This window comes from Nocardioides sp. TRM66260-LWL, from assembly GCF_020075545.1.
GTDB lineage: Bacteria > Actinomycetota > Actinomycetes > Propionibacteriales > Nocardioidaceae > Nocardioides.
Map to the genome: position 1 here is coordinate 861,821 of NZ_JAIQZK010000001.1, position 12,528 is coordinate 874,348.

Consider the following 12,528-nt stretch of genomic DNA (forward strand, 5'->3'; position numbering starts at 1 on the left):
CGGGCCGCGATACTCCGGCCCGTGACGCCCAGGGACGAGCGCGACGCGCCCTACTTCGCCCGGCTGGTGGCCGGACTCGCCGTCGAGCGGACCCCCGAGGACACCCTCGAGCAGGTCGTGGCCCGGTGCCTCGAGGTCGTCGAGGCCGCCGACTCGGCCAGCCTGACCCTGCGACGCGCCCGCGGTCGGCTCGAGACCGTCGGCGCCACCGAGGAGGTCGCGCGCCGCGCCGACGCAGCCCAGCTCGAGGTCGGCGAGGGACCGTGCCTGGACTCCGCGCTCAGCCGCGAGCCGCACCTCGTGCAGGACACCGCCACCGATCCGCGGTGGCCCCGATGGAGCCGTGCGGCGGCAGCGCTCGGCGTCCGGTCGGTGGTGAGCGTGCAGCTGCCTGCGCCGCAGAGCGACGACCCGGCTCCGCGGCCGGTCGGCGCGATCAACCTCTACTCGACCCGCCCGGGGGCGTTCGACCGCGACGACCTCGACCTCGCCGAGGTGTACGCCACGCACGCCGCCCTCGCGCTCAGCTCCGCACGGGTCGTCGACGGGCTGGAGCAGGCCGTCCGCTCGCGCCACCTCATCGGCGCCGCCCAGGGCATGCTGATGCAGCGCTACGACCTCGACCTCGACCAGTCGTTCCAGGTGCTCCTGCGGTGGTCGAGCCACCGCAACCAGCCGCTGCGCGACCTCGCGGAGGCCATCGTCGAGCGTCGCGAGTCCCTCGACGAGGCCTGAGCCGAGCGCCGCTCAGGCGGGCTCCGACCCGGCCTCGACGTCGCGCACCAGCCCTGGCGCCTCGACCTCCCGTCCGAGCAGCGCGGGGCTCAGGCCGTGCTGGACGCACCAGCTCACGGCCTGCGAGCGCCGGTTGACGGCGACCTTGCGGTAGGCGGCCCGGATGTAGGTCTTCACCGAGTTGACGCTGACCTCGAGCTCGGCGCCGATCTCGCGGTTGGTGAGCCCGTGGCCGACGAGCGCGAGCACCTGCTCCTCGCGTCGCGACAGGCGATGGGCCAGGCCGACCGACGTCACCGCGCTGGTGGGCGTGGCGGGGGGCACCCACAGCGCCTCCGGCACCGACGACACGGCCCGGTCGGTCTCGGGGTCCTGCAGTGCGGAGTCGAGGCGCGCCTGTCGGGTGCGGCGCCGCTCGCGGACGAGCTCCTCGAGCCGGGCGACGAGCTCGACCGCGCCGAGGGTCTTGGGCACGAACGGCTGGTGGCGACGGCCCGCGTCGTCCCAGCCGTACGCGACGCGCAGGCAGTGGGCGTCGGCCTCGAGTCGCTCGAGCAGGTCACGGTGGTCGGGGGAGAGCCGGGAGGGCTCGAAGAGGACGAGGTCGGGGAACGGGGCGTCGTCGGCGCCCGGCTCGACGAGGCGGATGCGATGGGCGTGGGGGGCCAGCAGGTGGCGCAGCCCCGCGACGGCCACGGAGTAGTCGTCGAGGTGGAGCACGACCAGGGGGCGACGCAGCGCGTCGAGGGACATGGAGCTCCCGAGGGAGGGCCCCTGGATGCCGGCTTCTTCAGCGTCGGAGCGGACGGCGCGCAGGCCGTCCCCGTCAACCTACCCCAGGCGGCCTCAGAAGGCGCGTCGGCGTGTCGGTGCGGACAGGCTGGCCTGTAGGCCGGGTTCTGTCCCCGGGACCCTCGCGGGTCGTCGGGGGGCGACCATCCATCTCGGCCCACCGTCGCCGATGGGCTCCAGCGGTCTACCCGCACACTCGGGCGGGCCGCCCTCGAGCGTGTGCTGTTCGACCTTGCTCCGCGTGGGGTTTGCCTAGCCGGCCGGGTCACCCCGGTCGCTGGTGGGCTCTTACCCCACCCTTTCACCCTCACCGCCCCGCTCGCGCGGGGAGGCGGTCTGCTCTCTGTGGCACTGTCCCGCGGGTCACCCCGGGTGGGCGTTACCCACCACGCTGCCCTGTGGAGCCCGGACCTTCCTCGGCGTCCCTCCCTCTCGTTCGGGACGACGCGGTCGCCCGGCCAGCCTGTCCGCGGGCGTGAGCCTAGGACCGCGGGGTCGGGATCGGCCAGTCGTCGCCCAGGGACGACCGCAGCCGCCGTCAGGCGAGTCGCGTGACGTCGACCTCGACGCTCAGCGAGGTCGTCTCCGCGCCGGCCCAGATGCCCGCCACCGGCTTGACGTCCCGCAGGTCGCGGCCGGCCGCGACGGTGACGAACCGGTCGTCCGGCACCAGGGCGTTGGTGGGGTCGAAGGCCTGCCAGCCGGCGTCCCACCACTCCAGCCACGCGTGGGCGTGGGCCCGGACGGTCTCGCCGACGGCGGGCTGCTCGTGCGGGTGGAAGTAGCCGGAGACGTACCGCGCCGGCACCCCGAGGTGGCGCAGCGCCCCGAGCGCCCGGTGCACGACCTGGCTGACGGGGATCGGCGTGGTGAGGTCGAGCTCGGCGTGCAGCCGCTCGCACACGCCCCGGGCCGCGTGGCCGGGCGTCGCGGAGCCGGCCCGCACCTCCTCGGCGAGCGCACGCACGGCGTCGTCGGGCGCGACCGGCTCGTCGAGGACGAGGTACTCCGTCCAGCGGTCGGCGACCTCGCGGTCGTCGAGGTCGGCCCACGCGAGCGTCGGCGGCGGCGCCGGGGTGCGGGCGGCCGTCCGCTGGGTCTGGACAGTGGAGGTGGCGACGACCGTCATCGCGTCGTGCGGCTCGGAGATCTCGAAGGCCGTCACCAGCGTGCCGAAGTAGTCGCGGTACTCGTGCACGTACGCCGTGGGGGACACCTCGATGCGGGTGTGGACGACGATCTGCTCCGGCGTCGTCGGCGGCGTCAGGCGCGCCTGGTGGTGGGCGGCCGCGGCACGACCGTCGTAGCCGATCGTGGTGCGGTGGACGATGCGCAGCTGCATCAGTCTGCGACCCCCTGCCAGGACAGGGCCGGCGTCGCCGCGAAGTAGCGGCGGGTCAGGGCCTCGGTGGCGAGCGCGCAGGTGCGCTGCAGACGCTCCATCTCGGTGGGCAGGTCGCTGAGGACGTCGGCGAGCGCCCGGTACTCCAGCTCGGCGCGCATCCGGCCGAGCAGCCGCTGCGCCTCGCTCTGGAAGCCCGCCCGCTGGGAGGACGCCTCCAGGTTCTCCACGCACTGCTCGGCGCGGTTGAGCGCGAAGACGACCGACCGCGGGAAGAGCCGGTCGAGCAGCAGGAACTCCGCCGCTCCCCGCTCGGTCTCCAGGCCGCGGTAGGTGCGCAGGAACGCCTCGTAGGCGCCGCACGCGCGCAGCGTGGTGGTCCACTGGCCGCCCGAGGAGGCCAGCGAGGTCGTGGCGACCAGCCGCGAGGTCATGTCGGCCCGCTCGACGCAGCGGCCGAGCATGAGGAAGTGCCAGCCCTCGTCGCGGGTCATCGTCGCGTCGGCCGTGCCGTTCACGAGCGCCGCGCGCTCGCGCACCCACTGGAAGGCGCCCGGCGTGCGCATCGTGTGGAAGTGACCCGACTGGATCGCCCGGTAGGTGGTGTTGATCGCCTCCCACATCGGCACCGACAGCGTCTCCCTGGCCCGGCGCGCGCTCTCCCGCGCCATGGCCAGGGAGGAGGCGATCGAGCTCGACGACTCCGGCGACCACGCCAGCAGCTCGAGCACCTCGGGCAGCGCCGGCCGCGCGTCCGGCTCCAGCTCGATGCCCATGATCGAGAGCAGGCCGCGGCAGGCCGCGGTCTGGTCGACGCCGGCGTCCTCGAGCATCAGCTGGGTCTGCACGTCGAGGATCCGCGCGGTGTCCTCCGCGCGCTCGACGTAGCGGCCGATCCAGAACAGCGACTCCGCGATCCGGCTGAGCATCACGCCACCTCGTCCGCGTCGTCGGCGGCGGCGTCCTGCGAGGACGACTGGCCCTGGACGGCGCCGGGCGTCGGCTCGGCGAGCACCCAGGTGTCCTTCGAGCCGCCGCCGCGCGAGGAGTTGACGATCAGCTCGCCGCGCGCCAGCGCCACCCGGGTCAGGCCGCCCGGCAGCACCCAGACCCGCTGCCCGTCGTTGACCGCGAACGGCCGCAGGTCGACGTGGCGCGGGCCGAGCTCGCCGTCGACGAACGTCGGCACGGTCGAGAGCTGGACGACCGGCTGCGCGATCCACGAGCGCGGGTCCTCGAGCACCTTGGCGCGCAGCTCGTCGAGCTCGGCGGCGGTGGCGCGCGGACCGATCACGATGCCCTTGCCGCCCGAGCCGTCGACCGGCTTGAGGACGAGCTCGTCGAGCCGGTCGAGCACCTCCTCGCGGGCGTCGGCGTCGCCGCAGCGCCAGGTGTCGACGTTGCGCAGGATCGGCTCCTCGCCGAGGTGGTAGCGGATGAGGTCGGGCAGGTAGGTGTAGACGAGCTTGTCGTCGGCCACGCCGTTGCCGACCGCGTTGGCGATGGTCACGTCGCCGGCGCGCGCGGCGTCGATCAGGCCCGGGCAGCCGAGCACCGAGTCGGGCCGGAAGTGCACGGGGTCGAGGAACTCGTCGTCGACGCGGCGGTAGATGACGTGCACCGGCTCCAGGCCCTTGGTGGTGCGCATCAGCACCTGGCCGCGCCGGCACTCCAGGTCGCGGCCCTCGACCAGCTCGACGCCCATCGTCCGCGCCAGCAGGGCGTGCTCGAAGTAGGCGCCGTTGTAGACGCCGGGCGTCAGCACGACCACGGTCGGGTCGTCGACGCCGGCGGGGGCGGCCGCCCGCAGCGCCGCCAGCAGTCGCTGCGGGTAGCCGGCGACCGGGCGGATGCGGTGCTCGGCGAAGGTCTCGGGCAGCGCGGCGGAGATCGCGCGTCGGTTGGTCATCACGTACGAGACCCCCGACGGCACCCGGACGTTGTCCTCGAGCACGCGGAACTCGCCGGCGTCGTCGCGCACCAGGTCGATGCCCGACACGTGCACCCGCACGCCGTTCGCCGGCCGGACGCCCGCGGCCGCCCGGTGGTAGTGCGAGGAGGTCGTGATGACGCGCCGGGGGATCACGCCGTCGTCGAAGACCTGGCCGGCGTCGTACACGTCGGCCAGGAACGCCTCCAGCGCCCGGACGCGCTGCTGCACGCCGCGCTCGATGACCGACCAGGTGTCGGCCTCGATGACCCGCGGCAGGATGTCGAGCGGGAAGGCCCGCTCCTCGCCGCCGATGTCGAAGGTGACGCCCTGGTCGAGGTAGCTGGCCTGGAGCGCCTCGACCCGGCTGATCAGCTCGGGGGTGGTCACCGCCTTGAGCGAGGCTCGCAGCCGCTGGTACGGCGGGCGCAGGGCGTCGCCGTCGAACATCTCGTCGAAGGCGGGCCCGCTGGCGCGGTAGCCCTCGAACATGCCGCTCATCGGCGCCGGTCGGCGGTCAGGTGACGGGGCGGGCGGCTCATGGGTGGACAGTACAAAGCCCCGTGTGTCGCTCGTGTTCACCCGAAGCGCGGGGTGTGACGGCTGTGTAAACGCTTCCTGCCACCGGGCTGCGCCCATGTGGGTCAGGGGACGGTGAGCACCTCGGCGCCGTCGGCGGTGACGAGCAGCGTGTGCTCGAACTGCGCGCTGCGCCGGCGGTCGCGCGTGACGACGGTCCACCCGTCGTCCCACATCTCCCACTCGTGGGTGCCGAGGTTGAGCATCGGCTCGATGGTGAAGGTCATGCCCGCGGAGATGACGTCGGACCCGTAGCCGCCCTCGTCGTCGGCGCCCGGCGCCTCGACGTCGTAGTGCGGCACGACCAGGCCGGAGTGGAACGACGTGCCGATGCCGTGGCCGGTGAACTCGCGCACCACGCCGTAGCCGAAGCGGGACGCGTAGGCCTCGATCACCCGGCCGATCACGCTGATCCGGCGGCCGGGACGCACCGCCCGGATGCCGCGCTCGAGCGCCTCGCGGGTGCGCTCGACCAGCAGGCGCGTCTCCTCGTCGACGTCGCCGGCCAGGAAGGTGGCGTTGGTGTCGCCGTGCACGCCGTCGAGGTAGGCGGTGATGTCGATGTTGACGATGTCGCCGTCCTCGACGACCCGGCTGTCGGGGATGCCGTGGCAGACGACCTCGTTGACGCTGGCGCACAGCGACTTCGGGAAGCCGCGGTAGCCCAGCGTCGAGGGGTAGGCGCCGTGGTCGCAGAGGAACTCGTGGCCGATGCGGTCAAGCTCGTCGGTCGTGACGCCGGGCGCGACGTGCCGTCCGACCTCCTCCCGCGCCCGGGCGGCCAGCGTGCAGGCCGCGCGCATCCGCTCGATCGTCTCGGCGTCCTTGACCTCCGACCCGGTGAACGGCTGCGGGGCCGGCCGGTCGACGTACTCCGGCCGGGCGATGGAGGACGGGACGGGGCGGCGCGGCGAGATCGTGCCGGGACGGACGGGCGTGGTCACGGGGGAGGAGTCTAGGCGCGCGGGTAGGTTGACCCGCATGAGCGAAGGCGGCCGCCCCGACGAGTACTGGTTCTGCACCAAGCACCACCGCGTGGAGACGGTCGAGAACCTCTGCCCGGCCAAGCACCGTCTCGGCCCCTACGGCACCGAGGCCCAGGCCGCCCGGGCGCTCGAGATCGCCCAGGAGCGCAACGAGGCCTGGGAGGCCGCCGACCGCGACGACGACGAGCCGTCGTCCTGACTGATCCGCCCGTGAGCTCGTTCGAGCCGCGCCCGCCGGTGCGGGAGCCGCTCTCGCCCTGGCCGTTCGCCGGCCTGGTCGTCTTCCTCGTCTCGCTCTACCTGGTGGCCGCGAGCGGCCCGGTGACGCCGTGGTGGGGCCAGCTGCTGCTCCTGGGCCTGTGGGCGGCGGCCCTGGCGCGCGGCCTCGCCTGGTGGAGCACACGGCCCTGGGCGGTGCTGGCGTCCGCGATCGGCTCGATCGTCGTGTGGTTCGCCGCGATCAACCTCGGAGCCGCGCTGCTCGGCTGGGGCTGAGCCCGGGGTCCGCCGTGGGGCGCCTCACCGCGGGGTGACCAGCAGGATCGCGTCGTCCCCGCCGCCGTTGTCGGTGGTGACGAGCAGGTCGCCGTTCGCGCGCTGGTGCACGGTGCGGATGCGGCCGTCCTGCTGCAGCTCGCTCGGCTCGCGGGTGCCGGTCAGCCTGCCCTTGGAGTCGAAGCGGAGGAACACCACGCGGCCCGCCTTGAGCGCCGCGACCGCGAGCGTGCCGTCGTAGGCGCCCCAGCGGGTGCCGTCGACGAAGTCGCCGCCGGAGGTGGCCAGGGTCGGGTCGCCCGAGCGCCAGCGGGCCGGCCACTGGTAGCCGGGCAGGCTCTGGTCGGTCATCGGGCGCGACTCGTCGTAGCCCGGGCCCGGGTTCCAGCCGTAGTCGCGGCCGCGGGCGAGGTAGTTGACCTCGTCGTCGCGGTTCGTGCCCTGCTCGATCGACCAGATCGAGCCGTCGCGTCGCTGCGCCAGGCCCTGCACGTTGCGGTGGCCGTAGGTGAAGACGTACCGCTTGGCCTTCACGGCGCTGCGGATCCAGCGGTTCGTCGGCCAGGGGGCGCCGGTGCGGCGGTCGAGGCGCAGGGTCTTGCCGCCGAGGCTGGTGAGGCTGCGCGACGTGCCGGTGGTGGCGGCGTCGCCGGTGCCGACGTACAGCGAGCCGTCCTTCGCGATCAGCAGGCGGCAGCCGCCGTGGCGGCCCGGCTGCTGCCTGCTGACCGGCAGCCCCTTCACCAGGGTGCGGGCGTAGGTGGCGGTGCGGTAGGCGTCGTCGAGGCGCCACGCGACGACCCGCACGTCGTGGCCGCCGCCGGTCGTCGTGGCGCCCTGGCAGGTGTAGACCCGGCGGGTGCGGGCGAAGTCGGGGTCGACCTCGAGGCCCATCAGGCCGGTCTCGCCGGACACCCAGACCGACGAGGACGGGAACCGCAGCGTCGTGCTGCGGCCGTCGCGCCAGATCGACAGGGTCGCGCGCTCGCGCTGGGTGTAGATCAGCCGGCCGCCGGGGAGCTCGCGCACGTCCCACGGGTGGTCGAGGCCGGTGACGAGCCGGCTGACCGCCAGCCGCGGGACGGCCCGGGCCGCGGCCGCGGTGCCGCCCGATCCGGACGCCGTCGCCTCCGGGACGGCGAGGTCGCCGCTGGCGGTCGTCGACGGAGCCGACCCCGCGGCCGAGTCGGCCTGCGAGGAGCCGCCGCAGGCGATCAGCGGGCCGAGGAGGAGCGGGAGGACGAGGACCGAGAGGCGACGCATGTCACGACCGTACGCGCCGATCCGACGATGCGGCAGCCCCTCGTCGACCGGGCGGGGTCAGACCCGCGCGGTGTCGCGGCTCATCTGCCAGGCCGCGCCCGCGACGAAGGCCAGCAGCCAGCCCACGGCGTTGACCACCGCGTACCACGGCAGCTCGTGGGTCAGCGGCGCCCGCGCGACCTCCGCGACGCCGTACATCGGGGTGAGCACGGCGATGTGCCAGATGGTGCTGCCGACGTCGAGCGGGATGAACACGCCGCCGAGGAACGACAGCAGCGCCAGGCCCGGGCCGAGGATCTGCATGACGTTCTCGCCGGGCACCAGGTAGCCGGCGAAGACGCCGAGGGCGGCGAAGGTCAGCGTGCTCACCAGCGTCACGGCCGCGCAGGCCACCCACGTGCCGGCGGGCATGTCGGGCCGCCCCTGCAGCAGCCCGGTGACGTTGACCGCCACGATCGCGATCGCGCCGATCGCCAGGGCGACGAGCGTCTTCGTGACGACGTATGCAGCCGGGTGCAGCGGCGTGAGGCGGAGCTGACGCGACCAGCCCAGCGAGCGCTCCATCGCGACCATCGCGCCGGACGCGGCCGCGGTGAGCGCCGCGCCGTAGAGCCCCATCGAGACCATGATGTAGGCCGCGACGTTGCCCGACCCGACCCGGTCGGAGGCCTGCCCGGTGGAGCCGAAGGAGAGGAACAGGCCGGCCGGAAGCAGGATGGTGAAGACGATCGTGCGTCGGTTGCGCAGCATCCGCCGCAGCTCCAGGCCCAGCAGCGTGCGGTTGAAGCCGCCCCAGCGCGGCGGCGTGCGTCCGGCGGGGTCGTAGGCGTCGGCGGGGTGCGTCGGCGTGCTCATCGCGCCTCCTGGGTGAGGGAGAGGAAGGCGTCCTCGAGGTTGCGGGAGGTGATCTCGACGTCGTGCGCGTCGGTGGCGGTCAGCAGGTGCCGGGCGACGAGGTCGCTGTCGCCCGCGTGGACGTGCACCTGCTCGCCGCGCGCCTCCACCCGGTCGACCGTGGGGAGGGCGCGCAGCCGCCCCAGGAGCGTCTCGTCGAGCCCCGGGACGGTCGCCCGCACCGAGCGTCCGCCCGCCAGCGCGCGGACCTCCGCGCCGGTGCCGTCGGCGACCACGCGGCCGTGGCTGATCAGCACGATGCGGTCGGCGTGCTGATCGGCCTCCTCGAGGTAGTGGGTGGCGAAGAGGATCGTGCGGCCGCGCGCGGCGTCGCGGCGGATGGCGGCCCAGAAGGCGCGGCGTCCCTCGACGTCCATGCCGGTGGTCGGCTCGTCCAGCAGGAGCAGGGCCGGATCGCTCAGCAGGGCGATCGCGAAGCGCAGCCGCTGCTGCTCGCCGCCGGAGCACAGGCCGACACGGCGGCCGGCCAGGTCGGCGATGCCGGCCTCCTCGAGCACGGCGCTGCTGCGGTCGGCGTGCCCGAAGAGGCTGCCGACGTAGCGCACGGTCTCGCCGACCGTGAGGTCCTTGAGCAGGCCGCCGGTCTGCATCACCGCGGCGACCAGACCGCGGGCGACGGCCTCGCGCGGCGGCAGGCCGAGCACCTCGACGGCGCCGGACGTCGGCTGGGAGAGCCCGAGGACGCAGTCGAGGGTCGTCGTCTTGCCGGCGCCGTTCGGGCCGAGGAAGGCGACGATCTCGCCGCGGTCGACGGTGAGGTCGAGGCCGCGCACGGCCTCCACCTCGCCGAAGCGACGGGTGAGCGCGGTCAGGCGGACGGCGGGCGGGCTGGTCACGCCTCCCACCCTCGCGCACCGACGGCGGGATCGTCAGCCCGGGGGCGGGCGTGTCGCGTTACCGAGCCGTGGGCGAGTCGCTGACGAGCCGTGGAGCCTGCGCTGATGACGCACGGTCGTCGTCGCGACTAGGTTCGGAGACGTCGCCGCAGCCGGTCGGGGAGGGCCGGAGGCGGCGGACGCAGAGCCTGGGAGGGCAGCAGGGACGCCGGTCGGGGGGACCGGATCCCTCGGAGTCGACGGTCGGGGGGCCGTGGGCGCCGAGCCGTCCCGGAGATGAGGCAGAGCCCGGTCGGCGGGACGCATGGGGGGACCGCCGACCGGGCTCTCCGCCTGTCCGGGCGCGGACGCGCTGGGCGAGACCGCCGCTCAGAAGGTGTGCTCGGGCCCCGGGAACGTGCCGCCGCGGACGTCGTCGGCGTAGGCGCGGGCGGCGTCGAGCAGCGTGGCGCGCAGGTCGGCGTACTGCTTGACGAAGCGCGGCATGCGGCCGGTGCGCAGGCCGAAGGCGTCCTGCCAGACGAGCACCTGGCCGTCGCAGCGATCGCCGGCGCCGATGCCGATCGTCGGGATCGAGACGGCGGCGGTGACCTCGGCCGCGACGTCGCCCGGCACCATCTCCATGACCAGCGCGAACGCGCCGGCCTCCTCGAGCGCCCGCGCCTCCGCGATCACCTGGGCCCCGGCCTCGCCGCGTCCCTGCACCCGGTAGCCGCCGAGCGCGTGCTCGGACTGCGGGGTGAAGCCGATGTGGCCCATCACCGGGACGCCGCCGTCGACCAGCAGCCGGACGGCGGGCGCCATCGGCAGGCCGCCCTCGAGCTTGACCGCGTGCGCGCCGGCCTCCTTCATGAACCGGACGGCCGTCAGGTAGGCCTGCTGGGGCGAGGCCTGGTAGCTGCCGAACGGCAGGTCGGCGACGACCAGCGCCCGACGCGCGCTGCGCGTGACGGCGCGGGTGAGCGGCAGCAGCTCGTCGACGGTGACCGGCAGGGACGACTCGTTGCCGTAGACGTTGTTCGACGCGCTGTCGCCGACGAGGAGCACCTCGATGCCGGCCTCGTCGAAGATCTGCGCGGTGTACTGGTCGTAGGCGGTGAGCATCGCGAAGCGCTCGCCCCGCTGCTTGAGCTCGCGCAGGTGGTGGGTGCGGATGCGGCGCGGGCCGGTGGACGTCGGGGCGGGGGCGCCGCCGTACGGCGCGGGCTCCTCGGCGGGCGTGCCGGCGGGCGCGGGCTCGGTGCTCATGCGGGGCTCCCGGTGGTGCCGGCGGTGTCGGTGGTGTCGGTCGCCGGCGGGGCGGCGGGCGGCGTCGGCTCGAGCGCGTCGGCCTCGTCCGCCCGGATGCGGGCCAGGCTCAGCGCGAGGATGGCGCCGACCAGCACGGCGTCGACGGCGATGACGGTGAGGGCCAGGCCGGTGAGCGAGCTGGCCGCCAGACCGGCGGCGACCAGGACGGCGGCACCGACCCAGACGAGGTAGCCGCTGCGGGTGCCCTGCCGGGCGAGCACCGAGTAGACGACCAGCTGCGCGATGGCCAGCAGCGTGCCGAGGATCGCGAACAGCCACAGCCGGCCCTGCACGTCGACGTACTCGGCGCCGCCGACGAAGACCAGCGCGAGGCGGCTGAGGATCCAGGCGCCGAGCGTGCAGACCACGCCGATGGCGCCGACGAGGGCGACGCTGCGCAGCAGCGCGCGGCGGCGCTCGGCCACCGTGGACATGGCCGGGAAGGCCACGACGACGACGAACTGGGGCAGGAACAGCACGGCCTTGGTGAGGATCAGGCCGCCGGCGTAGAGGCCGGCGTCGTGGCTGTCGAGCACGTGCCGGGCCACGACGATGTCGACGTTGGAGAGGCTCAGGAAGGCCAGCAGCGCCATCGAGGCGGCGAGCGTCTCGCGGACGATCGGCCGGGCGCGGTGCTCCGGGCTGAGGTCGACCGCCGGGGCGTGCGCGCGGCCCTGCCGCAGCACCCACCAGCCGATGGCGACCGGCACGAGCAGGCCGAGGAGCACGCCGACCATGGCGCTGGTCTCCGAGGGACGCACGTAGATCGCGGCGGTGCCGAAGACCAGGCGGGGCACGCCGACGGCCAGGTAGACCGCGGCCAGCGGCCCCCAGCGACGCTCGCCCTGGAGGATGCCGGCCTGGCCGCCCATGAGGGTCAGCGGGACGGCGGCGACCGCCATCAGCAGCGCCGGGACGATGCTGTCGAGGACGAGCAGCTTCCACACCAGCGGCGAGAGCACGAGCATCAGCAGGCCCAGCGCGAGCGAGGCGCGGACGGTGACCCGCCAGACGACGTCCTCGATCTGCTCGACGTGCTCGGGCTCGGCCGAGACGCGCCGGGCGGCGGTGGCCTGCAGGCCGAGCTGCACGACCGCGACGACCATGAGCAGCGCCATCATCGAGGCGATGGCGCCGTAGTCGGCCGGGCCGAGCACGCGCGCGGCGACCATCTGGAACCCGTAGGTGCCGATGTTGGTGACGGCCATAGCGACCGCGATGCCGGCGCTGCCGCGCAGCAGGTCTCGCCAGCCGCCGGAGGACCGGGGGGAGTCGAGGTCCTGGACGTCCGGCGTCTCCGTCGGGGTGGTCACCGGGTGAGACTAGATCAGGACGACCGGTCGTGTGCACTCCGCGAGGCCTGCC

Annotated in this window: 13 protein-coding genes and 1 other RNA gene; 3 read left to right on the forward strand and 11 right to left on the reverse strand. The window is 74.4% G+C overall.

Translation table 11 applies throughout. The annotated features are described in order from the left end of the window. Positions 1-21 precede the first annotated feature (21 nt). Entirely contained in the window at positions 22-735 is a 714-nt protein-coding gene (locus K8Z61_RS04140; protein WP_224126814.1) for a GAF and ANTAR domain-containing protein, read from the forward strand. 12 nt (positions 736-747) lie between these two features. On the opposite strand, the gene K8Z61_RS04145 is transcribed toward K8Z61_RS04140, so the two are convergent. The 6 genes from K8Z61_RS04145 to map form a co-directional block, all read right to left on the reverse strand. Continuing rightward, positions 748-1,488: a helix-turn-helix transcriptional regulator gene (locus tag K8Z61_RS04145; RefSeq protein WP_224126816.1), complete on the reverse strand. Its 741-nt coding sequence runs from the start codon at positions 1,486-1,488 to the stop codon at positions 748-750. A gap of 119 nt (positions 1,489-1,607) precedes the next feature. Further along, an RNA gene (gene rnpB / locus K8Z61_RS04150) (RNase P RNA component class A) lies at positions 1,608-1,993 on the reverse strand. A 72-nt stretch (positions 1,994-2,065) separates the two neighbouring features. Further along, the gene (locus tag K8Z61_RS04155) at positions 2,066-2,869 is read right to left on the reverse strand and encodes a transglutaminase family protein (RefSeq protein ID WP_224126818.1); all 804 of its coding nucleotides are present in this window, start codon (positions 2,867-2,869) and stop codon (positions 2,066-2,068) included. Continuing rightward, positions 2,869-3,798, reverse strand: coding sequence for an alpha-E domain-containing protein (locus tag K8Z61_RS04160; RefSeq protein ID WP_224126819.1), 930 nt, complete (start codon positions 3,796-3,798; stop codon positions 2,869-2,871). The genes K8Z61_RS04155 and K8Z61_RS04160 overlap by 1 nt, the downstream gene beginning before the upstream one ends. Further along, positions 3,798-5,300, reverse strand: a complete 1,503-nt coding sequence (locus K8Z61_RS04165; protein WP_224126821.1) for a circularly permuted type 2 ATP-grasp protein — start codon at positions 5,298-5,300, stop codon at positions 3,798-3,800. Before K8Z61_RS04165 ends, K8Z61_RS04160 begins: the two co-directional genes overlap by 1 nt. A gap of 143 nt (positions 5,301-5,443) precedes the next feature. Then, positions 5,444-6,361 carry a type I methionyl aminopeptidase gene (map, locus tag K8Z61_RS04170; RefSeq protein ID WP_374227896.1) on the reverse strand — a complete coding sequence of 306 codons (918 nt, stop codon included), beginning with the start codon at positions 6,359-6,361 and terminating at the stop codon, positions 5,444-5,446. On the opposite strand from map, the gene K8Z61_RS04175 reads away from it, so the two are divergent. Then, complete coding sequence (locus K8Z61_RS04175) at positions 6,360-6,563, forward strand: hypothetical protein (RefSeq protein WP_224126824.1); 204 nt, start codon at positions 6,360-6,362, stop codon at positions 6,561-6,563. The two genes, map and K8Z61_RS04175, sit on opposite strands and share 2 nt — an antisense overlap. 11 nt (positions 6,564-6,574) lie before the next feature. Further along, positions 6,575-6,859 (forward strand): hypothetical protein, encoded by a 285-nt coding sequence (locus tag K8Z61_RS04180; RefSeq protein WP_224126826.1) that lies wholly within the window; start codon positions 6,575-6,577, stop codon positions 6,857-6,859. Between the two features lie 24 nt (positions 6,860-6,883). On the opposite strand, the gene K8Z61_RS04185 is transcribed toward K8Z61_RS04180, so the two are convergent. The 5 genes from K8Z61_RS04185 to K8Z61_RS04205 all read right to left on the reverse strand — a co-directional run bounded on the left by K8Z61_RS04185 (position 6,884) and on the right by K8Z61_RS04205 (position 12,476). Continuing rightward, positions 6,884-8,122, reverse strand: a complete 1,239-nt coding sequence (locus K8Z61_RS04185) for a sorbosone dehydrogenase family protein (RefSeq protein WP_224126828.1) — start codon at positions 8,120-8,122, stop codon at positions 6,884-6,886. 57 nt (positions 8,123-8,179) lie between these two features. Then, the gene (locus K8Z61_RS04190; protein ID WP_224126830.1) at positions 8,180-8,977 is read right to left on the reverse strand and encodes an ABC transporter permease; all 798 of its coding nucleotides are present in this window, start codon (positions 8,975-8,977) and stop codon (positions 8,180-8,182) included. Next, positions 8,974-9,873 (reverse strand): ABC transporter ATP-binding protein, encoded by a 900-nt coding sequence (locus K8Z61_RS04195; RefSeq protein ID WP_224126832.1) that lies wholly within the window; start codon positions 9,871-9,873, stop codon positions 8,974-8,976. Before K8Z61_RS04195 ends, K8Z61_RS04190 begins: the two co-directional genes overlap by 4 nt. Before the next feature lie 369 nt (positions 9,874-10,242). Continuing rightward, positions 10,243-11,121, reverse strand: coding sequence for a 3-methyl-2-oxobutanoate hydroxymethyltransferase (gene panB / locus K8Z61_RS04200; protein WP_224126835.1), 879 nt, complete (start codon positions 11,119-11,121; stop codon positions 10,243-10,245). Further along, positions 11,118-12,476, reverse strand: coding sequence for a lipopolysaccharide biosynthesis protein (locus K8Z61_RS04205; RefSeq protein ID WP_224126837.1), 1,359 nt, complete (start codon positions 12,474-12,476; stop codon positions 11,118-11,120). Before K8Z61_RS04205 ends, panB begins: the two co-directional genes overlap by 4 nt. Positions 12,477-12,528 lie beyond the last annotated feature (52 nt).